Origin of the sequence: Micromonospora sp. WMMD730, assembly GCF_049178955.1 — a bacterium.
Lineage (GTDB): Bacteria > Actinomycetota > Actinomycetes > Mycobacteriales > Micromonosporaceae > Micromonospora > Micromonospora wenchangensis.
In genome coordinates this window covers 2,781,997-2,805,568 of record NZ_JBMHML010000002.1, presented here as the reverse complement: position 1 = coordinate 2,805,568, position 23,572 = coordinate 2,781,997, and the positions used below count along the sequence as shown (strand labels likewise).

Here is a 23,572-nt window from a genome sequence, read left to right as displayed (position 1 = left end):
TCCGCGGTGTGCCGGTCAGGCGATCGCGGACTTGCAGGCGGCGAGGAACTGCTCCGCCGCCTGTTCCGGGGTGGCCCGCTGGTACTGGACGTTCTCGGCGGCCTTGACCAGCTCGGACTTGACCTTGCTGTGTCCCTTGATCGGCACCTGCGGCGACTGGCCGAACTTCTGCGCCAGCTCGGTCTCGACCTGGATGGACTGCTTCATCGCCGGGTCGGTCACCGTCTGGCTGACCGTGGCCCGCAGGTCCATGTTGGACGGCAGGCCCCGGTCGGTGCCGAGCAGCGCCACCGCCTCCGGGTCGTTGGCCAGGAAGTTGATCACGTCGACGGCGGTGTCCCGGTGCTTGCTGCCCTTGAACACCGACCAGTACATCGAGGCGCGGGCCCACTGGGCGCTCGGGTCACCCGGGTACGCCACCACCCCCAGCTCGTCCTTGGTGTTCTTCTTCAGGTCCGGCATCTGGTTGACCCAGACCCAGGAGGTCGCGGCCTTGCCGGTGACCACGAGCTGCTTCGTCACGTCGCTGGCGTTGCCCTCGTGGATCACGTCGGGGGTGGGGGTGGCGCCCCGGTCCCGGGCACCCTTCCACAGGGTGAACCACTTGGCCACGTCCTCGGCGGTGAACCCGAGGTCCTTGCCGTTGTAGAGGTCCTTGCCCTGCTGGCGCAGCCAGACCCAGAACGCCTTGTAGTCGGCGCTCGGGTCCTGGGTGCCGGGGACCTTGGCCTTCTTGGCCACCTGCTCGGCCCAGGCGATGTGCTCCTCCCAGCTCTGGCCGGTGGTCGGCTCGGGCAGGGCGTTCTTGGTCAGCAGGGTCTTGTTGTAGACCAGCCCCTGGGTGTTCTCGCCGGCGGCCACCCCGGCCAGCTTGCCGTCGACGACGCCGTACTCCAGCAGGCTCTTGGGGAACTTCGACACGTCGAGCTTGCCGGAGTCCTGGTAGCTCTTGAGGTCGAGCACGGTGCTGCGGCCGGCGTACTCGGACAGGTAGTTGTCGTCGATCTGGAACAGGTCCGGCGGGTTGCCGCCGGCGGTGAGGGTGGCCAGCTTGTCGAAGTAACCCTGGTTGGCCTGCCAGGTCTTCTCGAACGTCACGTTCGGGTGCTTCTTGGTGTAGAGGGCGAGGGCGTCCTCGGTGAGCTTGGCCCGCGCCTCACCGCCCCACCAGAAGACGGAGAGCTTGATCTGGCCGTCGGCACCGGCGTCGTCGTCGCCGCAGGCCGCCGCGCCGAACATCAGCGGTACGGCGACGGCGGCGGCGACCAGGCCGCGCAGGAATCGACGACGGGGTGCGGGGGTACGGTGGTGCGGTTCGGCCGGCGTGCCGGCGGTGGGGGACGTTGCGGGGTGCATGCGCTCACTCCTCGGGTTAGGAGGCGACGACGCCACCGGTGGTCGCGGTCGGGCCGCCCGGGTCCGCAAGGCGATGCGGGCCCGGGCCATCCGGAACGGAACCGGGACGGGATCGACCGGGTACGGGTCCGGTCGAGTCGCGAATGACCAGTTCGGTCTGGAGCATTACCTGTGCGGTGGTACGACGGTCGCCGACGGCCGCTGCCCGTCCCCCGCCGCGCGGGCGCGGGTCGGAGTCGTGTTGCAGCAGCATGTCGACGGCCGTCCGGCCGGCGGCCGCGGTTGGCGTGGCCACCGTCGTCAACTTGGGGCGGGTGAGTCGGCTCAGCGCGATGTCGTCGACGCCGACCACGCTGACGTCCTGCGGTACCCGGATGCCGAGCTGGTCGAGCCCCTCGATCAGTCCGATCGCCATCAGGTCGTTGTAGGCGAGCACGGCGGTGACGCCGCTGTCGCGTACCCGGGCGGCCAGTTCACCGCCGCCGGTCTCGGTGGGCGGGTTGGGCCCGAGCACGGTCAGCTCGGCCCCGCCGGAGCGGGCGGCGGCGCCGGCCGCCCGACGCATCTGCTGGTGGGTCCAGGAGCCGCGTGGCCCGCCGAGCAGGGCGATCCGCCGGTGGCCGAGGCCGAGCAGGTGCTCGATCGCGGCGCGCGCCCCCTGGCCGACGTCCATCATCACGCAGGGCAGGCCGGTGACCTGCCGGTTTATCACCACCACCGGGACTTCCCGGCTGACCTGCTCGATCAGGCCGTTGCTCATCCGGGGGCTGCACAGCAGCACCCCGTCGACCTGCTTGGCCAGCGCGTGGACCAGCTCCTCCTCGGCGGCCGGGTCCTCGTTGGTGTCGGCCACGAAGACGTGGTAGTCGCGGTGCCGGGCCTGCCCCTCGGCCGCCTTGATCAGCGGCGGGAAGAACGGGTTGGCGATGTCGGCGATGATCAGGCCGATGTTGTGGGTCCGCCCGGTGATCAGGGCGCGGGCGGCCCGGTTGGGTCGGTAGCCGAGGTCCTCGGCGCAGGCCAGCACCCGGCCCCGGGTCTCCGGGTTGACCAGGTGCGGCGCCGAGAAGGTCCGGGACACCGTGGAGATGTGCACGCCCGAGGCCCGCGCGACGTCGCGGATGGTGGCTGGCACGGGCGGCCCTCTCGTCGATGGTGTGGTCGGGGTCACGTGGGTGCCGCCAATTAATGCAAACGGTTGCTCCACTGTCAACGGGAGTTTGTTACAGGTCGATTGCGGGGGCGCTCCTGCCATGCCCCCTTAAGCGTATGAAACGGTATCTATGCCACGGGATTGGCATCGATCGTTGACGTGCTCTTCACCGACGTGGTTTCTTCACTGCAAACCTTTGCAGCCACGGGAGGTCCACGGATGCCACCACCAGCCACGCCACGCCGACGGCACGCCCTCGTCGGCACCGGGGCGCGGGCGGAGATGTTCGTCCGGGCCCTGGTCACCGCGCACGCCGACACCGCCGAGCTGGTCGCCTTCGCCGACGTCAACCAGACCCGGATGGACGCGCACAACCGGTGGCTGATCGAGCTGGGCCATCCGGCCGTGCCGACGTACCCGGCCGCCGACTTCGCCACCATGCTCGCCAAGGAACGGGTCGACGTGGTGCTGGTGACCAGCGTCGACGTCACCCACGACGAGTACATCGTGACGGCCCTGCGGGCCGGCTGCGACGTGGTCACCGAGAAACCGATGACCGTGGACGCGGCCCGCTGCCGGCGCATCCTCGACGCGGTCGCCGAGACCGGCCGGCAGGTCACCGTCGCCTTCAACTACCGCTACAACCCGTTGCACGAGCAGGTCAGGAGGCTGCTCGCCGACGGCGCGGTCGGCGAGATCGGCTCGGTGCACTTCGAGTGGCTGCTCGACGTGCGGCACGGCGCGGACTACTTCCGCCGCTGGCACCGGGACAAGGCCAGCTCCGGCGGGCTGATGGTGCACAAGGCCAGCCACCACTTCGACCTGGTCAACTGGTGGCTCGACGCCACCCCGGTCGAGGTGTACGCCGCCGGCCGGCTGTTCTTCTACGGCGACACGGGCCGCCGGCACGGCTACGCCCGCGACTACGACCGGGCGCACGACTCCCCCGCCGCCGCCGACGACCCGTTCGCCCTGCGGCTGGCCGACCACCCCCGGCTGCGCGAGCTGTACCTCGACGCCGAGGCCGACGACGGCTACCAGCGCGACCGCAACGTCTTCGCCCCCGGAGTGAGCATCGAGGACGACATGGCGGTGCTGGCCCGCTACTCCACCGGCGCGACGATGACCTACCACCTCACCGCCTACGCCCCCTGGGAGGGCTACCGGGTGATGGTCAACGGCAGCCGGGGCCGGCTGGAACTGGAGGTCACCGAGAGCGACTTCGTCAGCCCGGCCGCCGCCGGGGCGCTCAAGGGGGCCGCCCTGCACGGTGACGAGGCCGCCGCCGAGCACGGCGAGGCCACCCTCACCCTGCGCCCGTTCTGGGCCCCACCCACCCGGATCCCGGTCGAGGGCTACACCCGGCAGGGCCACGGCGGCGCGGACGTCCGGATGACCCGGGTGATCTTCGGCGGCGAGCCGGACCCGCTGGGCCGGGCCGCCACCGCCCGCGACGGCGCACTGGCCCTGCTCACCGGGCTGGCCGCCAACCGCTCCTTCGACACCGGCGAGCCGGTCCGCGTCGCCGACCTGCTCACCCTGCCCTGACCGGGCCGGCCCCACGACCGTCCACCCCGAACCGCCGACCCTCCGCCCGCACCCGAGGAGTCCCCCGACGTGCCGACCTCTCCCGACCTGCTCCTGCCGACCGACCCGGGCGTCCGGGCCATCGCCCGCGAGCTGTACGCCCTCGCCGGCCCGCAGCCGATCATCTCGCCGCACGGGCACGTCGACCCGGCGCTGCTGGCCGAGGACCGGCCCTTCCCGGACCCGGCCCGGCTGCTCATCGTGCCCGACCACTACCTCACCCGGATGCTGCTCAGCCAGGGCGTACCCCCGGCCGAACTGGGCGTGCCCAGCGTCGACGGCAGCCCGGTGGAGACCGACGGCCGGACCATCTGGCGGCGCTTCGCCGCGCACTGGCACCTGTTCCGGGGCACCCCGTCGCGGCTGTGGCTGGAACGCACCTTCAGTGAGGTCTTCGGGGTGGACACCGCGCTCACCCCGGCCACCGCCGACGCCGTCTACGACGAGGTGGCCGCCCGGCTGGCCGAGCCGGAGTTCCGGCCCCGGGCGCTGTTCACCCGGTTCCGCATCGAGGTGCTCGCCACCACCGAGTCCCCGCTGGACGACCTCGCCGCGCACGCCAAGCTCGCCGCCGACGGCTGGGGCGGGCCGGGCGGCCGGGTGGTCACCACCTTCCGCCCGGACAACGTCGTCGACATGGAGTTCGACGGCTGGGCCGACAACGTGGCCCGGCTCGGCGAGGTGTCCGGCGTCGACACCGGCACGTACGCCGGCTACCTGGACGCGCTGCGGGCCCGCCGGGCGGCGTTCGTCGCGGCCGGCGCGACCTCCTCCGACCACGGCCACCCCACCGCCCGGACGCTGGTGCTCGACGCCGACGAGGCGGCGCGGCTCTACGACAGGGGCCGGCGGGGGCTGGCCGACGCCGCCGACGCCGAGGCGTTCCGGGCGCACATGCTGGTGGAGTTCGCCCGGATGTCGCTCGACGACGGCCTGGTGCTGCAACTGCACCCCGGGGCCGTGCGCAACCACAACCGTCGGCTGTACGCCACCCACGGCCGCGACGTCGGCGGGGACGTCCCGCACGCCACCGAGTACGTGCACGCGCTGGCCCCGCTGCTCGACGCGTACGGCAACGACCCGCGCCTGCGGGTGGTGCTCTACACCCTCGACGAGTACACCTTCACCCGGGAACTGGCCCCGCTGGCCGGCGGCTACGCCGCGCTCTACCTCGGCGCGCCCTGGTGGTTCCTGGACTCCCCGGAGGTGCTGCGCCGGTTCCGGGAGGCGGTCACCGAGTCCGCCGGGTTCTACAACACCGCCGGGTTCGTCGACGACACCCGTGCGTTCTGTTCCATCCCGGTCCGCCACGACGTGGCCCGCCGGATCGACGCCGGATTCCTGGCCCGCCTCGTCGCCGAGCACCGGCTGAGCGAGGCCGAGGCCGCCGAGACGGTCGTCGACCTGGCGTACCGGTTGCCCAAGAAGGTCTTCAAGTTCGAGGGGTCCGCATGAGCACCAGGATCACCGCCGTCGACGTGCACGACGTCCGGTTCCCCACCGCGGCGGCCGGCGACGGCTCCGACGCGATCAACCGGGGTGACTACTCGGCCAGCTACGTCGAGTTGCGCACCGACGACGGCCCGACGGGCGCCGGGTTCACCTTCACCAACGGCCGGGGCAACGAGATCACCTGCGCGGCGATCGAGGCCCTCGCCCACCACGTCCGGGGGCGCACCGTCGAGGAGATCGCCGCCGAACCGGTGGCGTTCTGGCGCTCGCTGACCGCCGACGTGCAGCTGCGCTGGCTGGGGCCGGAGAAGGGGGTCATCCACATGGCCGCCGGCGCGCTGGTCAACGCGGTCTGGGACCTGCGGGCCAAGCTGGCCGGCAAGCCGATGTGGCGCTACCTCGCCGAGCTGTCCACCGACGAACTGGTCGCCAACATCGACTTCCACCACATCACCGACGCGCTGACCCCCGACGAGGCGGCCGGCATCCTCGACAAGGGGTTGGTCGGGGCGGTGGACCGGCTCGCCGTGCTGGAGCAGGACGGCTTCCCGTCGTACACCACCTCGGTGGGGTGGTTGGGGTATCCGGACGACAAGGTGCGGGCGCTGACCCGCGAGGCGTACGCCCAGGGGTGGCGGGCGATGAAGATGAAGGTCGGCGGCCCGCCCGCCGACGACCTGCGCCGGGCCCGGATCATCCGGGCCGAGATCGGCCCGGACGCGCTGCTGATGATGGACGCCAACCAGGTCTGGGACGTCGACGAGGCGATCACCAACATGACCGCGCTGGCCGAGGTCGACCCGTACTGGATCGAGGAGCCGACGCACGCCGACGACATCCTCGGCCACGCCCGGATCGCCCGCGCGGTGACCGCGTCGACCGACGGCCGGTGCCGGGTCGCCACCGGCGAGGTGGCCGCCAACCGGGTGATCTTCAAGCAGCTGCTCCAGGCCGAGGCGATCGGGGTGATGCAGATCGACGCCTGCCGGGTGGCCGGGGTCAACGAGGTGCTGGCCGAGATCCTGCTGGCGGCGAAGTTCGGGGTGCCGGTCTGCCCGCACGCCGGTGGCGTCGGCCTCTGCGAGTACGTGCAGCACCTGGCGATCTTCGACTACCTGCGGGTCGGCACCAGCCTGGACGGGCGGATGGTCGAGTACGTCGACCACCTGCACGAGCACTTCGTCGACCCGGTCCGCACCCGGGGCGGCCGGTACCTGCTGCCCACCGCCCCCGGCTACAGCGCCACCATGCGCCCCGAGTCGATCGCGCGGTTCCGGTTCCCGGACGGCCCGGTGTGGCGGTGAACGGGGGCACCGACCGGCTGGGCCTGGCCACCCTGCGCCGGCTGCCCGAGCAGAGCCGACCGCTGATCCGGCCGGGCACCGTGCCGGCCGGCATCGTCCACCTCGGACTCGGCGCGTTTCACCGGGCCCACCAGGCGGTCTGCACCGAGGCGGCGGTCGACGCGGCCGGCGGCGACTGGGGCATCGTCGGCGTCGCCCCGCGCAGCACCGACCTGGTCGAGGCGCTCGCCGCACAGGACGCGCTGTTCAGCGTCACCACGCTGGCCGCCGACCGGTCCGCGACCCGGGTGGTCGGCGCGCTGGCCGGGGTGCGGCACGCGGCCAGCGACCCGGCGGCGGTGGTCGCGCTGCTCGCCGACCCGGCGATCCGGGTGGTGACGTTGACGGTGACCGAGAAGGCGTACCGGCTCGACCCGGTCTCCGGGGCGTTGCGGGCCGACGACGAGCTGACCCTCGACCTGACCACCGACCGGCCCCCGGTCACCGTGCCCGGCCTGCTGGTGCGGGGGCTGCTCGCCCGCGCCGCCGCCCAGGCGGGGCCGATCGCGCTGGTCAGCTGCGACAACCTGCCGTCCAACGGGCGTCGGCTGCGCGGCCTGGTGCAGCAGTCGCTGGCGCTGGCCGGGGTGCCGGACGCCGTCCAGGACGCCCTCGCCGGGCAGGTGAGCTTCCCCGGCACGATGGTGGACCGGATCGTCCCGGCCAGCACCGCCGCGACCCTGGAGAACGCCCGCACCGCGCTGGGGGTGACCGATCTGGCGGCGGTGGCCGCCGAGCCGTACCTCCAGTGGGTCGTCGAGGACGACTTCCCCGGCGGCCGGCCCATGTGGGAACGGGCCGGCGCCGTGCTCACCACCGACGCCGGCCCGTGGGAGCGGCTGAAGCTGCGCGGCCTCAACGGCGTCCACTCGGCGGTGGCCTACCTGGGGGCGGTGGCCGGCCGCGAGACGATCGCGGACACGCTGGCGCTGCCCGGCCTGACCGACGTGCTGCGCCGGTTCGTCGCCGAGGACGTGGCCGGGAGCTTCACCCCGCCCGAGGGGACGACCGTCGTCGGGTACGGCGACGAGGTGCTGGGCCGGTTCGCCAACCCGGCGATCCGGCACCGCACCCTCCAGGTGGCGATGGACGGGTCGCAGAAGCTGCCGCAGCGGGTCCTGCACACCGCTGCCGACCTGCGTGCCCAGGGCCGACCGGCGTACTGGTCGGCGCTGGTGGTGGCGGCCTGGCTGCGGTTCCTCGACGGGCGGGCCGACGACGGCACGCTGCTGCCGCTCGACGACCCGCTGGCCGACCGGATCACCACCGCGCTCGCCACCGCCGGGGACACCCCCGCCGGGACAGTCGAGGCGCTGTTCGCTTTGCCGGAGGTCTTCCCGGCGGCGCTCGCCGACGACGACGGGTTCCGTGCCGACGTCGCCGGCTGGCTCGGCGCGCTGCGTACCCACGGGGTGGCGGCGGTCCTGGCCGGTGCGGCGTGACCGCCCCGGTACCGCCGGCCGCCGCCGCTGGGCCCACCACCCGGGACGCTCCGGCCGGGCCCGACGCGACGGCCGTGCCCCGGGTGGCGATCGTCGGCGCGAACGGACACGGCCGCTGGCACCGGCGCAGCGTCGCCGGGCTGCACGCGGCGGGACGGCTGCGGCTGGTGGCGCTGGTGGACGTGCGGCCGATCGAGGACGAGCCGGCCGCGCCGGTCCCGCCCGGGGTCAGCGTGCACACCGACCACCGGGAGATGCTCGCCGCCGCCCGCCCGGACGTGGTGATCGTCTGCACCCCGCCGCACACCCACCTGCCGATCGCCCTGGACGTCCTCGCCGCCGGTGCCGACCTGCTGTTGGAGAAGCCGCCGGTGCTGTCCACCGCCGAACACCGGGAGCTGGCCGGGGCGCTGGCCGCGACCGGCCGGGCCTGCCAGGTCGGCTTCCAGGCGCTCGGCTCGATGGCGCTGGCCGAACTGTCGGCCGCCCTCGGGCAGGGCCGGCTGGGCACCGTCACCGGCATCGGCACGGTCGCCTGCTGGCAACGCCCCGACGGCTACTACGCGCGGTCCCCGTGGGCCGGCCGACGCAGCCTGCACGGCCGACCGGTGCTCGACGGCGCGCTGGCCAACCCGCTGGCGCACGCGGTGATGCAGTGCCTGGCGGTCGCCCAGACGGTGACCGGCGCGCCGGTGCGGCCGGCGCGGATCGAGCTGGAGCGCTACCGGGTCCGCCCGATCGAGGTCGACGACACGGCCACGCTGCGGATCGTCACCCCGGGCGGACCGCCGATCGTGGCGGCGGTGACCCTGGCCGGGGAGGACTTCGTCGCCGGTGAGGTGATCGTGACCGGCACCGCCGGGCGGGCGGTGCTGGAGTACCCCACCGACCGGCTGCTGCTGCCCGGCGACCCGCAACCCCGGGAGGTGCCGGGGCGGCGGGGGCTGCTGGAGAACCTGCTCGCCCACCGGGCCGACCCGGCCGGCACCCCGCTGATCGCCCCGCTGGCCCGGACCGCGCCGTTCACCGCCGTACTGGAACAGGTGCGGCAGGCCCCCGAGCCGACCCTGCTCGGCGGCGACCTGGTCACGGTCACCGGCAGCGGGCCGGAACGGGTGGTGACGGTACCCGGGATCAACGCGGCGCTGCGCCGGGCCGCCGGGCAGGGGGCGCTGCTGTCGGAACTGGCGGTGCCGTGGGCGGTGCCGCCGGTGCGGATCCCCCTGGCGGCGCTGGACGACTGACGCACCATCCACCACCACCCTCCGGAGATTCCCATGCGTCCACGAACCACCGGGGCGGCCCTGGTCGCCCTGTCCCTCCTGCTGACCTCGGGCACTGCGGCACACGCCGCACCCGGCCGCACCGCCGACGGGGTGCCCCGGGCGGTCGAGCGGGTGGCCCGGCAGACCCTGCCGGCCGGCGACGGCTGGGCGTCCGAGGGCCCCGGCACCACCGGCGGCGCGGCGGCCGGCCCGGACCAGGTCCACCTCGTCCGCAGCCGGGCCGACCTGGTCCGGGCGCTGGGCGGCGACAACGCCACCAACAAGAGCAACGCCACCCCGAAGGTGATCGTCGTGGACGGCACCGTCGACGGGTTCACCGCCGACGACGGCCACCTGCTCGGCTGCGCCGACCTGGCCGACCCGGAGTACAGCCTGGCGGCCTACCTGGCCGCGTACGACCCGGCGGTGTGGGGCATGGTGCCGCCGACGGGGCCGCTGGAGGCCGCCCGGGTGCGGTCGGTGGCCAACCAGACCCGGCAGACGCAGATCAACGTCGGGCCGAACACCACCATCGTCGGCCGGCGTGGGGCGGTCCTCACCGGGCTGACCCTGATGATCGACGGGGCCAGCAACGTCATCGTCCGCAACCTGACCTTCGACGACGCCCGGGACTGCTTCCCGGCCTGGTCCCCCACCGACGGCGCGACCGGCAACTGGAACTCCCAGTACGACCAGGTCTCGGTACGCCGCAGCGAGCACGTCTGGGTCGACCACAACACCTTCACCGACGGCGACAACCCGGACAGCGGGCAGCCGGTGTACTTCGGCCGGCCCTACCAGGTGCACGACGGGTCGCTGGACGTCACCCACACCGCCAGCCTGGTGACCGCCTCGTACAACCGGTTCACCGGGCGGGACAAGCTGATGCTGATCGGCTCGTCCAACACCGTCGGGCCGGACGTCGGCCGGTTGAAGGTGACGCTGCACCACAACCTGTTCGACCGGGTGCTCCAGCGGCTGCCCCGGGTCCGGTTCGGCCAGGTCGACGTCTACAACAACTGGTACCGGCTGGCCGGCGACGACTTCGCGTACGCGATCGGGGTGGGCGTGCAGTCCGCCGCGTACGTGGAGAACAACTTCTTCACCCTCGGTGCCGGCATCGCCGCCGGCGACCTGCTGTACGACTGGGGTGGCACCGCGGTCACCACCCGGGGCAACTGGGTGGACGCCGACCACGCGCTGCCCCGCCCGGTCGACCTGGTGGCCGCCTACAACGCGACCCACGACCCGGACCTGGGCGGCGACGCCGGGTGGACGCCGACCCTGCGCGCGCCGCAGGCGGTGCCCGCGCCGCTGGTGCCGCTGGTGGTGGGGCCGTTCGCCGGGGCCGGTCGACTGCCGCTGTGAGCCGCCTGCGGTCGGGCCGCGCCGTCCGTCGGCGCGGCCCGACCGTGGGGTCACCTCGGCAGGGTGAGCACCTCCGCGCCCTCGGGCGTGATGGCGATCGTGTGTTCGCTGTGTGCCGTGCGGCAGCCGGTGGCGCTGCGCAGCGTCCAGCCGTCGGCGTCGGTGACGAGGGTGGCGGTGTCGGCCATGACCCAGGGTTCCAGGGCCAGCAGCAGGCCGGGACGCAGCCGGTACCCGCGACCGGGCCGGCCGGTGTTGGACACGTGCGGGTCCTGGTGCATGGTGGACCCGACGCCGTGCCCGCCGAACTCGGTGTTGACCGGGTATCCCGCCGCGCCGAGGACCGTGCCGATGGCGTGCGAGAGGTCACCGACGCGTGCGCCCGGTCCGGCGGCGGCGATCCCGGCGCGCAGCGCCCGCTCGGTGGCGTCGATCAGCGCGACGCTCTCCGGGGGGCGGGTGTCACCCACCAGGAAGCTGATCGCCGAGTCGGCGACCACGCCGCCGAGGGAGACGGCGAGGTCGAGGGAGAGCAGGTCGCCGTCGGCGAGGTGGTGGTCGTACGGCAGCCCGTGCAGCACCGCGTCGTTGACCGAGGTGCAGATGTAGTGGCCGAACGGTCCCCGGCCGAAGGACGGCGCGTAGTCGACGTAGCAGGACGTCGCGCCGGCGTCGACGATCATGCGCTGCGCCCAGGCGTCGATCTCCAGCAGGTTGGTGCCGACCGCGATCCGGCCCTTCAGCGTCTGGAGGATCTCGGCGACCAGCGCGCCGGTGTCCCGTGCGCGCCGCACGTCGGTGGGGCTCAGGATCTCGATCATGCGGCGCCTTCCGTGGACCACCAATAAGTATCCCGGCCATGTTATCCCGGTACTAGAATCGCAGCCATGGTCAGGCTGCCGCTCACCCCCGCCGAGGTCGCCCGCGGACGACGCCTCGGCGCCCTGCTGCGCCGCGCCCGCGGGCACCGGTCGATGCTCGGCACCGCGCTGGCCGCCGGGCTGTCCCCGGAGACCCTGCGGAAAATCGAGTCCGGTCGGGTGGCCACCCCGGCGTTCCCGACCATCGCGGTGCTCGCCGACGTCCTCGGTCTCTCCCTCGACGCGGTCTGGTCGGAGATCAACCAGTCCGACGCCGGGATCGCCGTGCCCGACCCCGGTGAGCGGCTGGCCTCGTAGCCCCGACGCCCCGGGGCGCGGTCCCGGCCGACCCCCACCGGGGGCGTCCCGGAGCCCTCTGCCCAGGGGTGGTGCCCGGCGGCGGGCCGGGACAGGGACAATGACCGGGTGCGGTCGGGCTGCCGACCGGACGACGAGCATCAGCGGGAGGTGGACCCGGGTGGCCGGTGGACGCGACGTCGGCGCGGACCGGCCCGAGCCGGCGGCCGGTCCCCGTCCGGCGGACGACCCGACCGGCACCACGCGGCGGATCGGCACCCCGGAGCCACCCGCCGACCCGGCACCCCGCGCCGGCACACCGCGGGCCGGCACCGCACCACAGGCCGGCCCGGTAGCGCAGGCCGACCCGAGCGACGAAGGTGCGCCGTCGGCGTTCCGGACGGCGCTGGCCGCCGATCCGGCCCAGCTCTCCCCCGCCCGGGAGGCGCTGCGGGCGTGGCTCATCAGGGCCGGCGTCGACGAGGCGGACGTGGAGGTGGTGCTGATCGCCGTCGGGGAGGCGTGCGCCAACGCCATCGAGCACGGCTACCGGTTCGCGCCCGGGGCGAGCGTCACGGTGTCGGCCCGACTGCGCGCCGAGCGGCTGGAGGTCGAGATCCGCGACACCGGCGGCTGGCGACCGGGTCCGTCGCAGGGCGGTGACCGGGGTCGGGGACGGCTGATCATGGCCCGGTTGATGGACGAGGCACAGCTCGACGGCACCCCCGGCGGGACGACGGTGCGCCTGGTCAAGCACCTTTCCGGCCGGAAATGACGTGGTCACATGCCCGACGGCGGGGTCGGACCGACAGTGAAGATCGGCTATAAGTAGGCGATGGAGTTCCCGCCGTACCTCGCCACCATGCCGATGCACGCGATCACCGAGCTGCACGGCGAACCGGGCCTGCTCGCCCGGTTCCGGCTGGAGTTGCCGGCCTTCGCCGCGGCCGACCGGGACCGGCTGACCGAAGCCCTCGACCTGGCCGCCGAGCTGCACCGTGACGACCGGCGGTCCCGCGAGCCGTATCTCAACCACCTGCTGCGGGTGGCGATCCGGATGGCGCACCACTACCAGGTGCGCGACCCCGACGTGATCGTCGCCGGGTTGCTGCACGACGCGGTGGAGGACCACCCGGGCGAGTTGGCCGGCGCGGGGGCGGCCGACCCGACGGCGGCGGCGCTGGCCGCGCTGGCCGGCCGGTTCGGCGACCGGGTGGCCCGGCTGGTCGCCGCGGTCACCAACCCGGTGTACGACCCCGAGCGCGACCCGCACGTGCAGTACCGCGAGCACGTCGCGGCCAGCCTGGACCGGGAACCCTGGGCCCGGGTCATCAAGGTCTCCGACTTCACCGACAACGGCGTGGGCGTGGTCTACGCCGTCGGGCCGAAGGTGGCCCGTTCGGCGGCGAAGTACCGCCCGCTGGTGCCGGTCTACCGGGAGCTGATCGCCCGGCCGGACACCCCGCTGTCGGCACCGGTGAAGCGGCACATCTTCGCCCAGCTCGACCTGGCCGAGGAGCGGTTCAGCGCGATCCTCGACCACCCCAACTGACCCCGCCCCCGCCGCGACGGCGGGCCGGCGGGGTGAGCGGGCCCCTGGTACGACGCGGACGCTCAGCGCAGCGCGCTGCCGGGCGGGACGGCCACCCCGCCACCACCGAGGACGGCGTGCAGCCGGTGCCGCAGGTCGGGCAGCCGCTGCGGGGTGTCGCGCAGCAGCAGGCAGACCGGCTCCCGGGCGCCGGCCGCCACCCCGCCCACCACGTCGAGAAGCGTGCCGAGTTGACCGGGTGGCTCGTCGGCCAGCAGCAGGCCGGCGTCGGTCACCTCGAGGGTGAGCGGGCCGGCGTCGAGCCGGTCGGCCAGCACGTCGGCGAGCGCGTCCCAGTTGCGGCCGAAGTGGCCGGGCAGGCCGAGGGCGTCGGTGAGGGCGTGGAACAGCGCGGGGCGGGTACGGGCCGCCGCCCCCGCCACGGTGACCGACGGCGTCGGGTGCCCCGACGGCCGGGCCTCGTCGGTCACCCGTAGCCAGCCCGGCTGGCGCTGTCCGGTCATGGTGCATCCTCCTGCTCGACGGGGCGGGCCGGCGGACCGGCCCGCCCCGGGTGGTCCTCGGTCAGATCCGGTAGAAGTTCGCGTAGTGGTCGGGGGAGAACCAGGTCGCCCCGCTGCTCCTGTTCACCACGATGCGGTACGCGTCGCGCGCCGCGCCGGAGACCCGCGGGTAGACGTCGTACTCGTAGTAGGTGGCGCCGGCGGGGAGCTGCCCCTCGTAGTTGTGGAACTGGCCGCCGGCGAAGTTCGACAGGCCACCGCTCCAGGAGTACCAGCCCCGGCTGGTCGGGAAACCCTTGCCCGACCAGCCGGAGCGGGCGGTGCGGGCGTCCGCGCAGCGGGACATCGTGCAGGAGCCGTAGACCGCCGCCGACGCGGGGTCGGTCAGCTTCGGGGTCACCACGGACGGTCCGACGAGCAGCGCGGCGACCAGGGCGGTCAGCAGCGCGAGGATGCCCGGCAGGCGGCGGGCCCGGGTGCGCGGGGTCGGGGCGGTGGCGGGGGTGACGGGGTTCGCGGGAGTGCTCAACGGGTCCTCCGGGTCGCGGGGGCCGACAGGAATGCATCGATCGGGATGGTTGTCCCGATCAGCCACATTCTGGCGGGAGGCGAACCCCGCCGACCAGAGGCCAGCCTCGCAACCGTGGATGAACGCACCATGATCGGCGCGCCACCGACTGTTGAAATGCCCGGTGGACGCAGGACCGGGACCGGGCGGCCCCGTCGGCCGCCCGGTCCCGGCCGGGGTCAGCAGCCGATCCGGCTGGTGCCCAGGGCGACGTCGTCGTACCAGAGGGTGTCCGCGCCCTCGCCGTAGCTCTCCCAACCCAGCTTCAGGTCGGTCAGCCGGGGACGCCAGGTGCGGTTGAGCCACTGGCTGTCGATGTCGTGGGTGGGCACCCCGTCGGCGGTCAGCCCGGTCACGGCGGTGCCGTCGAGCCAGGTACGCAACTGCCCCTGGTTGCCGTCGACCATGAACTCCAGGCACGTCCAGCGCCCGGTGGGCAGCGGCACGCTCAACGCCACCCCGGCCGGGCTCTGCTCGGGCAGGGTCGCGTCGTCGGAGGCCCGGTTCCACTGCAACGCGGCGTTCTGGCCGCCCATGCGCAGGTCCTTGTTACCGTCGGCGGCGTCGGTCATGGCCATCATGGTGACGTGCTGGGTCGGCAGCGCGGTGGTGTGGCGCAGCCAGATCCGGCCGTACCGGACGGTGCCCACCGCGCTGAGATCCTTGGTGGAGCGCACGAAGACGTGGTTGCAGTAGCCCTGCGCGCCGTCGATGCGCAGCGAGCGGCTGCCGCTGTGCGTGGTCGCCGTATCCACCGAGGCCCGGCCCGTCCCGGAGCAGTCCGGGTTGACCACGCTCCAGTCGCCGGACGGCGTCGTGCCGGTCTGGTTCTCGAAACCGTCACAGAGCACCGCACCGGCACACCCGGCCGGCGGCGGCGTGGTGGGTGGAGGCGTGGTGGGCGGCGGGGTCGTCGGGGGCGGCGTGGTCGGCGGCGGCGTCGTGGGCGGCGGCGTCGTCGGGGGCGGGGTCGTCGGCGGCGGCGTGGTGGGGGGCGGCGGCGTGGTGGTCGGCGGCGGAGCGCCGTTGCACGGTACGCCGTTGAGCGTGAACCCGGTCGGCGCGACGGAACCCGAGGTGCTGGTGCCCTGGACACCGAACTCGGTGGAACCGCCCGCCGGGACGCTGCCGTTCCAGGCGGCGTTGCGGGCGGTGACCGTCGTGCCCGACTGGCTGACCGTGGCGTTCCAGCCGCCGGTGATCCGCTGGCCGCCCGGGTAGGACCAGGTGACGGTCCAACTGCTCAGGGCGGTGTCGCCCGGGGAGACCCGGACGTTGGCGGTGAAGCCGCCGGTCCACTCGTTGGGCTGGTAGTCGATCCGGCAGCCCTGGGCCGCCGAGGCGGTGCCGGCGAGCACGGTGGTGACGGCCGCGGCCACCGTGGCGGTGGCGGCCACGACGGCGGTGATACGGGTACGGGAGATCCTCACAGGGGTCCTTCCGGCTGGCCGTCGGTGTGGACCGACGGCGCGGGAGCAGTGACGTCGCTCGCGCGTCGACGCGCCGTGTCGGCACGTGGACAACAGCCCGGCTCAGGCCAAACAGCCGCCCGGCAACTCGGCGGCACCCGGACCCAATGTAGTGATGGTTGCCTATGGAAACAAGTGCGTCGTCGAGGTGCGCCGCTGGCCGATCAACCGGACGCTCCCGCTGATCTCGTCGACGGGTACGACGGCATCCACCAGAGCGCGCACGGCGAACTCGGTCGGTTGCTCTGAGCAGAGCACTGTCTTGCCCAGGGCATGCGCGTAGCCCACCTCGATACAGACACTGACTCCGGTATAGCCACCACTCGCGATCACGTAGACCGCATCGGACCTGGCGACCTTGGCGAGGAACTCATGGGTCAGCCGGAACTTGTCCGCCTCCCCGACCACGACATGCTCCTCGTTGTAGTCGAATCGCGGGGTGTAGACGGTGAGTCCCATCGCCTGCAACGCATCGATGGCGCGCTGTGCCAGATCGTAGAACTTCGAGCTGCTGCACACCGTCACCGAAGAGATCACGCCGCCCCCATCGCCTGCCGTGAGTTGCCCACATTCTCCACTCTCCGCCGCCAGGTCAGTCGGCTTTGAAGACCGTGTCGAGGTGCCGCTGCAGGAACTCGGCGCGGGGTCGGTCACCGCGCCGTTCGGGCACACCGATCGCCGCCACCAACCGAACGGCCGTCTCGGGTATTGACGGCCCACGGCTCCCGAGACCCCCGGCCGGTCGACACGATCGGATCGACCGGCCGGGTGCACACTCAGCGACCAGCGGTGAGGCTGGCGCAGTCGGTCTCGTCGGGCAGCAACGGGCGGAAGGTGACCGCCCAGCGCTTCCCGCCGGAGGTCCACGGGGTCGCCGCATTGGCCTTGCCGGCGGTGGCGATCACCTGCTGTACGGCAGCGCCGGTGACGGTCACGCACCCCAGGTCGAGGCCCTCACCGAGGCTGGCCCCGGGCAGCACCGGGCCGGGCCACTCCATCCTGGGCTGCTTCGCCGCCTCGGGGGTGGCGACCCATGGCCCGGCCACCGCCGCGATGGCGGTCGGCTGGTACGGCTGCGTCGCCGCGTTCCCCGGGTCGGTCAGCTTGTCGGCGAAGGTCCGCAGTTTCTCCCGGGCGGCCTGCTGGGCGGGGGTCAGGCCGGCCTCGGGACCGGTCGCCTCGCCCAGGGCGTAGACCTCCAACTGCTCGCTGCCGACCGTCCCCCGGATGGTGAACCGGGTCGTGGTCACGTCGGTGATCGACGGGGTGCCCACGTCGACCGCGCTGCCCACCCCGGCGGCACGGGCCTGCTCGACCAGCTTCGCCACCTCGGCCGTGCTGATCGTACGGACCTGGATGTTGGGCAGCGCCGGCCCCGGATAACTGAGGACGGTCGGTCCCTGCGTGATCACCCGCCCGTCGGCGTAGACGCTGACCGCCGGCAGCCGGGTCACGTTCGTTTCGGGCCGCACGAAGCCACCCGTGTGGTCGATCCGCAGCACCGGCACGTTGGCGGGAAGAGAGGTCGGGGCCGCATCGGGCGCGACGCCCGCCCCATCCTGCCCCGCACAGGCAGCAGTGAGCAGAAGCACCGGCACGACCGCCGCCCACACACCTCGAAAACTCGTCATACCCCCTTCGACGCACCCGATCCCCCCACGGCTCCCCCCACTTTCCCTACCTCTCCACCCCGGCCGCCGCGCCCCATCCGCCTCGCCCCATCCGCCTCGCCCCGGTGATCAAGAGGTTCGCGTCAACTTTGATCGTCAGGTTGACGCGAACCTCTTGATCACTTGACGCAAAGCTCTTGATCACCGGGCAGGGCACAGGGGCCCGAGGAAGCTGGGAGGGCTGCCGGCGCGGGTGAGGGTCCGGCGTCCGGTCAGGGTTCGCGCATCCAGAGTCTCGGGTCGGCGATGAAGATGCCCTTGCCCTGGTGCCGGCGAATGACACGCAACGCTTCCAGCCGCACGTAGACCATCTGGATGGTCGACGTGCCGACCTGGTAATCGGCAGCCATCTTCGCGATGGAGGGCAGCTTGTCGTCTGGGTTGAGCCTCTTGCTCCTCACCCCGGCGATGACGTCGTCGGCGATGCGGATGTAGTCGGGCGTTGTCGGCATGGCGCTCCTTGCGTGGCACGCCAATTCGATCACGAATCGCCCATGACCGACAACACTCGGTGGTTGACTTAAACGACTAAGCCGTTAGTGTTGTCGGCGAGCCGCTCCTCGCGTGGCAACGAGAACGGTTTCCCCGGTCGGGGCGGGCACCCACCCGCCCCGACCCCCGTCCGGCTGCTCTGCTGTCGTACCGCCGAGGTGGGCTGCGAACGCCGAGCGGGCGGGTCGTCCGCCCACGGCGCGGACGAGCCGCTTCCCAGCATCACCGGAACGACCTTCCTCTCTCCCAGCACCGGAAAGGACCCCCGTGGCCCAGGTGTATCGCGGTGGCCAGCCCTACGGGACCGGCCGCCCGGCCCTACTGACCCCCCACGAGGTACGCACCCGCGAGTTCCCGCCGCGCCGACGCGGGCTCGACCCCGCCGAGGTACGCCGGTTCCAGTCCCGGCTGGCCGACGAACTCGCCGGGCTCCACCAGGAGATCCGTGCCCTCGCCCAGGAGAACGACAGGCTCGGGCGGGCCCTCCGTGACTGGCAGACCCGACGGTCGGCGCACCCGTGCCGGCCCGGCAACGGCGGGCGTTGGTGAATGCCCGGCCCCGCCCCGGTGACCTGCTGATCGTCGACCGGGCCGCCTCGGTGCAGTTCGCCGGGGCACGCGCGCTGCGGTTGCGGGTGGTGTCGGTGTGCGACCGGCCGACCTACGACGGGTGGGTCTGGCTGACCGGTTACGTGCTCGACCGGCGCGGTGAGGCCACCGCCAGGCGGGAGGTCTTCGTCCGGCTCGCCGGCCTGCGCGCCGCCTCCGCCCCGTCCCCCTCGCAGGCGGCGCGACGCACCGGGGGTCGCTCCCGCCGCGTATCGGTCGGGTCGGGCAGGGCGCGGCAGTGAGTCGGGTCAGGTTCCCGGCGCGGGCTCGGGAACCTGCCGATCCGGCTGGGGTTGGCGGGCGCGCAGGAACGGGCCGAGGCCCGATCCGTCCTCGGTGGCAAGGAAGGCACCGCGCGCGGTCAGCAGCGTCTCGTCGGCGTGTGTCATGCAGCCCCACGCCGTGTCGCCCCACGAGTCGGCGAGCTTGACCTCGGCCGGTTCGGGGCAGGGCTCACCGCGCGGGCCGCCGATCTGGCAGCGGGCGGGTGCGCCGCCCCGCCGGCCGACCGCCTCGGCGGCCTCCCGGATCAGCGAGAACCGCGCCTCGCCGCCCGCCTGCGGGTCACGCTCCTGATGCGGTACGGCCTGCCGCTGCCCGAAGGCGATCACGTTGCCGTCGGGGTCGGTGACCCGGCACTCGCCACCGGGCGCGTGCTGCGGGTAGCCGGCCTTCTGCACGGGATGCCCGGCGGCGGTGAGCCGCTCGGCGGTCGCCGTCAGGTCGTCGACGTAGAGGTAGACGAGCAGCGGCAACTCGACGGTGACCAGGCGGGGGGTGACCGCCGCCAGCAGCAGCGTCAACTCCCCGCACCGCAGGTACGACCAGTGTGAGCCACCGTCGCCGCCGGCCCGGATCTCGGTGTAGCCGAAGTTCTCGTAGAACCGTCGGGCCGCGTCGGCGTCCGTCACGTACAGCACCGGCACCTGGGACCGCACACCACTTTGCACGGCGTCACTCTAGTCACCGCTGATCGGCAACTCACGTCTTGCAGATCGGGTTTTTCCACCCGCCGGGGTCGCCCCTGGTCAGCCGGCCAGGGTGGCGTACCGGCCGGCGCGGGCCAGCAGCGTCTCGTGGGTGCCGGACTCGACGATCCGGCCGTGGTCGAGCACCGCGATCTGGTCGGCGTGGCGCACCGTGGAGAGCCGGTGCGCGATGGTGATCACCGTACGGCCCTCGGCGAGGGTGTCGAAGGCCCGCTGCACGGCCCGCTCGGTCTCGGTGTCCAGCGCGCTGGTCGCCTCGTCGAGCACCAGCACCCGGGGGTCGCGCAGCAGCGTACGGGCAATGGCCAGGCGCTGCTTCTCGCCGCCGGAGAAGCGGTGGCCCCGGGAGCCGACGACCGTGTCGTACCCGTCGGGCAGGGCGGCGATCAGGTCGTGGATCTGCGCGGCGCGGGCGGCGTCCTCAAGCTGGGCGTCGGTGGCGTCGGGGCGCGCGTACCGCAGGTTTTCCCGGATGGTGGTGTGCAGCAGGTAGGTCTCCTGGCTGACCACGCCCACGACGGCGGCCAGGTCGGTCAGCCGCAGGTCGCGCAGGTCGACGCCGTCGATGGTGATCCGGCCGGCGTCGGGGTCGTGCAGTCGGCTGACCAGGGCGGCCAGGGTGCTCTTGCCGGAGCCGGTCTCGCCGACCAGGGCGAGGCTGCTGCCGGCCGGGACGTCGAGGTTGATGCCGGCGACGGCGGCGGTGTCGCTGCCCGGGTAGCTGAAGGTGACGTCCTCGACGCGCAGGTGCCCGCGCACCCGGGCCGGGTCGAGCGGCACCGGCCGGGCCGGGTCGTCCACCTCCACCGGCAGGTCGAGGTACTCGAAGATCCGGGCGAACAGCGCCAGCGAGGCGGTCAGGGTGACGCCCACGTTGAGCAGCCCCATCAGCGGCCGGAACAGCCCACCCTGGAGGGCGGTGAAGGCGACCAGGGTGCCGATGCTGAGGGTGCCGGCGGTGCCGGGCAGCCCCGCACCGAGGTAGATCACCGCCGGGATGGCGGCGAAGATGATCGTCATGGTGGCCATCCGCCAGCGGCCGGCCAGCTCCGAGCGCAGCTCCAGGTCGACCAGCCGGGCCGAGCTGGCGGTGAACCGGTCGATCAGGGCGCCACCCGCGCCGAGGGTCTTGCTGAGCTGTACGCCGCTGATCGACAGCCCCTCCTCGATGGTGACGTTGAGGTCGGCCAGCTCCCGCTGGCGCTGGGCGGTGATCTCGCGGCGCATCGCGGCGACCCGGCGGGTCAGCCAGATGGCCGGCGGCAGCACCACCAGCGAGACCAGCGTGAGCCGCCAGGACAGCGCCACCATGGCGACCAGCGTGGCCACCACGGTGGTCAGATTGGACGCGATCGACGTGGCGGTGGAGGTGACCACCGTCTGCATGCCGCCGATGTCGTTGGTGATCCGCGACTGCACCTCACCGGTGCGGGTGCGGGTGAAGAACGCGATCGACTGCCGGTGCAGGTGGGCGAAGACGTCGGTGCGCAGCCGGTGCATCACCAGCTGCCCGACCCGGGTGGAGATCCAGGTCTGCGCCACACCCAGCACCGCGGTCACCGCCGCGACGGCGATCATGCCGGCGACCAGCCAGACCAGCAGGGTCAGGTCGCGCTCGGGCAGCGCCCGGTCGATCACCGCCCGCAGCAGGAACGGCGAGGCCATCGCGACCATCGACGACACCACGATGATCGCGGTGACCACGGCCAGTTGACCACGGTACGCGGTGAACAGCCGGCCGATGCGGCGCAGCGAGACGGCACGGGCCTGGGACTTCTCGGCGGCACTGACGGTCCGGGGGGCGCCGCCGCGGCCCTCCCGGTGGGTTGGCGTGGTGTCCAAGGGGGTCCTTCTTCCATTCGGGGGATGTTTACTGAGGTTACCTCATCATGAGGGAACAACAGCGACTCCTGCTACCGTATTCCGGTGACCGGCGCGACATCCGACCCGCCAACCGATCCGGCCGCACGCTGTGCCGGGCCACCGACCGACCCGGCCGATCCGACCGACCCCGCCGAGGAGAGCCTGGCCGAGCTGTTCTGGGCGGTGGCGCGGCGGCTGCGCCACCAGTCCCGACGTACCCTCGAACCCTGGGACGTCAACCCCGGACACGCCCGCGCCCTCTCGGTGCTCACCCGGCACGGCGCGATGCGCCTCAGCGCCCTCGCCGAGCACCTGCACATCGCACCCCGCTCCACCACCGAGGTCGTCGACGGCCTGGAGGAACGCGGGCTCGTCGCGCGCCGTCCCGACCCGGCCGACCGGCGGGCGACCCTGGTCGCGCCGACCGACGAGGGTACGCGGGTCGGCGCGGCCATCCGGACGGCCCGCAGCGCCGAGGCGGAACGCTTCTTCGGCCACCTCTCCCCCACCGATCACGCCGACCTCATCCGCATCCTGCGCACCCTGCGCGACTGACTGCGCCCCTCGTCACCCGCTCCGCCCGACCCCGACTCAGCCCTGCCCAGCTCAGCCCGACCGACCCTGCCCGACTCACGCTTCGGCCGTTGCTCGGCCGGCAGCTCGACCGAGTTCCCCGCATGTCGGATGCTGGAGGAGGGCCCGCGATCCGGGAGCCCGCGGGCCAGGGAGTCGGGGCCGGTGCGCCGACTAGCGGCGGCGCGGGCTGGCCCGGCGACGCGCGAGTCATGGGCCGGTGCGCCGGTCACGTATCAGCCGCATCGCGGCGGGTGGCGAGGATGGCGCTCACCTCGTGGCGGACCGCGTCGGGCTCGTGGACCAGGCGGTGGCGGGCGAAGCGCACCACCAGGATGCCGACGGTGGCGAGCAGCGCGTCCCGGCGCAGGTCGATCTCGCGTTGGCGGGGGTCGCCGTGGGTCGTCGCGCCGTCGAGTTCGAAGTCGACGCGTTCCCGCTCGGCGTACACGTCGAGGTACATGGTGCGGCGGCCGACGACGATCCGGGCCTGCCGCCGGAACGTGGGCATCCCCGGGCCGGTGAAGACGTGGTCGTGCCCCCAGATCTCCAACGGGTTACGACATCCGGCGGTGAGCAGGGCCAGCAGGGTGCGCAACTGCGCCCGGCCGGTCAGCCTCGACACGGTGGTGAGCGCCGACCCGATCCGCGCCGGGGTGGTGAGCCGGTCGTTGACGGCCCTGATCACCGCAGCGGGGCGTTGCGGCGGGGGCGGCAGCGGCCAGGCGTCGACCAGGGCCCGCTCCAGGCGTACCACCGGCAGACCACGTCGGGTCACCACCCGGGGTGGGGCGAGGGAGAAGCCTTCCCGATGGTGGATCACCAGGTGTGGCCGGGGCCGGAGCCCGCAATCGGCGACCACGTCCAGGTGCACCGGCTCCCCCTCCGGCTGCCCGCGCACACCCCACACGTCGAGGGCGGTCAGACCACCCAACGCCGCCCGCCCCTGCGCCCAGGCGAGCGCCGCACGGACCCGATGGGCGGCGTCGAGCAGTGGGAACGTCGAGTCACCAGCAGTGGGGGCGGCGGGCACGAGAGCGGCGTCGACGTAGACACCGGGTAGGACGCGGCGGAGTTGGCCGGCGCGATCAGCGTGCGCGAGCACCCAGGGCGGAACCACCTGGACCGCCGCTCGTCGGGTCACCACACCGCCTCCCCGCT

General features: G+C 73.3%; 24 protein-coding genes. 12 read left to right on the top strand and 12 right to left on the bottom strand.

The window, feature by feature from the left end; translation table 11 throughout:
• Positions 1 to 15: 15 nt before the first annotated feature.
• Positions 16 to 1,356, bottom strand: a complete 1,341-nt coding sequence (locus ACN265_RS12220; protein ID WP_421407513.1) for an ABC transporter substrate-binding protein — start codon at positions 1,354 to 1,356, stop codon at positions 16 to 18.
• 16 nt (positions 1,357 to 1,372) lie between these two features.
• Positions 1,373 to 2,491, bottom strand: coding sequence for a LacI family DNA-binding transcriptional regulator (locus ACN265_RS12215; protein ID WP_421407511.1), 1,119 nt, complete (start codon positions 2,489 to 2,491; stop codon positions 1,373 to 1,375).
• 237 nt (positions 2,492 to 2,728) lie between these two features.
• On the opposite strand from ACN265_RS12215, the gene ACN265_RS12210 reads away from it, so the two are divergent.
• From ACN265_RS12210 to ACN265_RS12185, 6 genes are all read left to right on the top strand, one after another.
• Positions 2,729 to 4,057 (top strand): Gfo/Idh/MocA family protein, encoded by a 1,329-nt coding sequence (locus tag ACN265_RS12210; protein WP_421407509.1) that lies wholly within the window; start codon positions 2,729 to 2,731, stop codon positions 4,055 to 4,057.
• A gap of 69 nt (positions 4,058 to 4,126) precedes the next feature.
• Entirely contained in the window at positions 4,127 to 5,551 is a 1,425-nt protein-coding gene (uxaC, locus tag ACN265_RS12205; RefSeq protein WP_421407507.1) for a glucuronate isomerase, read from the top strand.
• Positions 5,548 to 6,852 (top strand): enolase C-terminal domain-like protein, encoded by a 1,305-nt coding sequence (locus tag ACN265_RS12200; RefSeq protein WP_421407505.1) that lies wholly within the window; start codon positions 5,548 to 5,550, stop codon positions 6,850 to 6,852. Before uxaC ends, ACN265_RS12200 begins: the two co-directional genes overlap by 4 nt.
• A complete protein-coding gene (locus tag ACN265_RS12195) occupies positions 6,843 to 8,333 on the top strand; it encodes a mannitol dehydrogenase family protein (RefSeq protein WP_421407503.1) in 1,491 nt (496 codons plus the stop codon). The genes ACN265_RS12200 and ACN265_RS12195 overlap by 10 nt, the downstream gene beginning before the upstream one ends.
• A 74-nt stretch (positions 8,334 to 8,407) precedes the next feature.
• Positions 8,408 to 9,577 (top strand): Gfo/Idh/MocA family protein, encoded by a 1,170-nt coding sequence (locus ACN265_RS12190; RefSeq protein WP_421411458.1) that lies wholly within the window; start codon positions 8,408 to 8,410, stop codon positions 9,575 to 9,577.
• Between the two features lie 33 nt (positions 9,578 to 9,610).
• Positions 9,611 to 10,966 (top strand): pectate lyase family protein, encoded by a 1,356-nt coding sequence (locus ACN265_RS12185; protein ID WP_421407501.1) that lies wholly within the window; start codon positions 9,611 to 9,613, stop codon positions 10,964 to 10,966.
• A gap of 50 nt (positions 10,967 to 11,016) precedes the next feature.
• On the opposite strand, the gene map is transcribed toward ACN265_RS12185, so the two are convergent.
• A complete protein-coding gene (map, locus tag ACN265_RS12180) occupies positions 11,017 to 11,787 on the bottom strand; it encodes a type I methionyl aminopeptidase (protein WP_357930010.1) in 771 nt (256 codons plus the stop codon).
• 66 nt (positions 11,788 to 11,853) lie between these two features.
• Between map and ACN265_RS12175 the strand changes: the two genes are divergently transcribed.
• The 3 genes from ACN265_RS12175 (at position 11,854) to ACN265_RS12165 (ending at position 13,675) form a co-directional block, all read left to right on the top strand.
• Positions 11,854 to 12,144, top strand: a complete 291-nt coding sequence (locus ACN265_RS12175) for a helix-turn-helix domain-containing protein (protein WP_420118995.1) — start codon at positions 11,854 to 11,856, stop codon at positions 12,142 to 12,144.
• Between the two features lie 160 nt (positions 12,145 to 12,304).
• Positions 12,305 to 12,898, top strand: coding sequence for an ATP-binding protein (locus tag ACN265_RS12170; RefSeq protein ID WP_421407498.1), 594 nt, complete (start codon positions 12,305 to 12,307; stop codon positions 12,896 to 12,898).
• 60 nt (positions 12,899 to 12,958) lie between these two features.
• Complete coding sequence (locus ACN265_RS12165; RefSeq protein ID WP_357930004.1) at positions 12,959 to 13,675, top strand: HD domain-containing protein; 717 nt, start codon at positions 12,959 to 12,961, stop codon at positions 13,673 to 13,675.
• A 62-nt stretch (positions 13,676 to 13,737) separates the two neighbouring features.
• Here ACN265_RS12165 and ACN265_RS12160 read toward each other — a convergent pair whose 3' ends face one another.
• The 6 genes from ACN265_RS12160 to ACN265_RS12135 all read right to left on the bottom strand — a co-directional run bounded on the left by ACN265_RS12160 (position 13,738) and on the right by ACN265_RS12135 (position 18,337).
• A complete protein-coding gene (locus tag ACN265_RS12160; protein ID WP_421407496.1) occupies positions 13,738 to 14,178 on the bottom strand; it encodes a barstar family protein in 441 nt (146 codons plus the stop codon).
• A gap of 61 nt (positions 14,179 to 14,239) precedes the next feature.
• A complete protein-coding gene (locus tag ACN265_RS12155; protein ID WP_421407494.1) occupies positions 14,240 to 14,707 on the bottom strand; it encodes a ribonuclease domain-containing protein in 468 nt (155 codons plus the stop codon).
• 218 nt (positions 14,708 to 14,925) lie between these two features.
• A complete protein-coding gene (locus ACN265_RS12150; protein WP_421407492.1) occupies positions 14,926 to 16,176 on the bottom strand; it encodes a cellulose-binding domain-containing protein in 1,251 nt (416 codons plus the stop codon).
• Between the two features lie 162 nt (positions 16,177 to 16,338).
• A complete protein-coding gene (locus ACN265_RS12145; RefSeq protein WP_421407490.1) occupies positions 16,339 to 16,752 on the bottom strand; it encodes a hypothetical protein in 414 nt (137 codons plus the stop codon).
• A 239-nt stretch (positions 16,753 to 16,991) separates the two neighbouring features.
• Positions 16,992 to 17,846: a hypothetical protein gene (locus ACN265_RS12140; RefSeq protein ID WP_421407488.1), complete on the bottom strand. Its 855-nt coding sequence runs from the start codon at positions 17,844 to 17,846 to the stop codon at positions 16,992 to 16,994.
• Positions 17,847 to 18,097: 251 nt separating this feature from the next.
• Entirely contained in the window at positions 18,098 to 18,337 is a 240-nt protein-coding gene (locus tag ACN265_RS12135; protein ID WP_421407486.1) for a winged helix-turn-helix domain-containing protein, read from the bottom strand.
• A gap of 307 nt (positions 18,338 to 18,644) precedes the next feature.
• Between ACN265_RS12135 and ACN265_RS12130 the strand changes: the two genes are divergently transcribed.
• Both ACN265_RS12130 and ACN265_RS12125 read left to right on the top strand, forming a co-directional pair.
• A complete protein-coding gene (locus tag ACN265_RS12130; protein WP_421407484.1) occupies positions 18,645 to 18,926 on the top strand; it encodes a DivIVA domain-containing protein in 282 nt (93 codons plus the stop codon).
• Entirely contained in the window at positions 18,920 to 19,228 is a 309-nt protein-coding gene (locus ACN265_RS12125) for a hypothetical protein (RefSeq protein WP_420119002.1), read from the top strand. Before ACN265_RS12130 ends, ACN265_RS12125 begins: the two co-directional genes overlap by 7 nt.
• 6 nt (positions 19,229 to 19,234) lie before the next feature.
• On the opposite strand, the gene ACN265_RS12120 is transcribed toward ACN265_RS12125, so the two are convergent.
• The gene (locus tag ACN265_RS12120) at positions 19,235 to 19,936 is read right to left on the bottom strand and encodes a VOC family protein (protein ID WP_421407482.1); all 702 of its coding nucleotides are present in this window, start codon (positions 19,934 to 19,936) and stop codon (positions 19,235 to 19,237) included.
• Positions 19,937 to 20,014: 78 nt separating this feature from the next.
• Positions 20,015 to 21,817, bottom strand: coding sequence for an ABC transporter ATP-binding protein (locus ACN265_RS12115; RefSeq protein WP_421407479.1), 1,803 nt, complete (start codon positions 21,815 to 21,817; stop codon positions 20,015 to 20,017).
• A gap of 183 nt (positions 21,818 to 22,000) precedes the next feature.
• Between ACN265_RS12115 and ACN265_RS12110 the strand changes: the two genes are divergently transcribed.
• Positions 22,001 to 22,393 carry a MarR family winged helix-turn-helix transcriptional regulator gene (locus tag ACN265_RS12110; RefSeq protein WP_357930262.1) on the top strand — a complete coding sequence of 131 codons (393 nt, stop codon included), beginning with the start codon at positions 22,001 to 22,003 and terminating at the stop codon, positions 22,391 to 22,393.
• Positions 22,394 to 22,640: 247 nt separating this feature from the next.
• On the opposite strand, the gene ACN265_RS12105 is transcribed toward ACN265_RS12110, so the two are convergent.
• Positions 22,641 to 23,555, bottom strand: coding sequence for a DUF559 domain-containing protein (locus ACN265_RS12105; protein ID WP_421407477.1), 915 nt, complete (start codon positions 23,553 to 23,555; stop codon positions 22,641 to 22,643).
• Between the last annotated feature and the right edge of the window lie 17 nt (positions 23,556 to 23,572).

Excerpts from the sequence above, each read along its gene's own strand:
- ACN265_RS12135 (WP_421407486.1), bottom strand. The coding sequence starts at position 18,337 with ATGCCGACAACGCCCGACTACATCCGCATCGCCGACGACGTCATCGCC.
- ACN265_RS12220 (WP_421407513.1), bottom strand. The coding sequence starts at position 1,356 with ATGCACCCCGCAACGTCCCCCACCGCCGGCACGCCGGCCGAACCGCAC.
- ACN265_RS12140 (WP_421407488.1), bottom strand. The coding sequence starts at position 17,846 with ATGACGAGTTTTCGAGGTGTGTGGGCGGCGGTCGTGCCGGTGCTTCTG.
- ACN265_RS12185 (WP_421407501.1), top strand. The coding sequence starts at position 9,611 with ATGCGTCCACGAACCACCGGGGCGGCCCTGGTCGCCCTGTCCCTCCTG.
- ACN265_RS12210 (WP_421407509.1), top strand. The coding sequence starts at position 2,729 with ATGCCACCACCAGCCACGCCACGCCGACGGCACGCCCTCGTCGGCACC.
- map (WP_357930010.1), bottom strand. The coding sequence starts at position 11,787 with ATGATCGAGATCCTGAGCCCCACCGACGTGCGGCGCGCACGGGACACC.
- ACN265_RS12200 (WP_421407505.1), top strand. The coding sequence starts at position 5,548 with ATGAGCACCAGGATCACCGCCGTCGACGTGCACGACGTCCGGTTCCCC.
- ACN265_RS12165 (WP_357930004.1), top strand. The coding sequence starts at position 12,959 with ATGGAGTTCCCGCCGTACCTCGCCACCATGCCGATGCACGCGATCACC.
- ACN265_RS12160 (WP_421407496.1), bottom strand. The coding sequence starts at position 14,178 with ATGACCGGACAGCGCCAGCCGGGCTGGCTACGGGTGACCGACGAGGCC.
- ACN265_RS12175 (WP_420118995.1), top strand. The coding sequence starts at position 11,854 with ATGGTCAGGCTGCCGCTCACCCCCGCCGAGGTCGCCCGCGGACGACGC.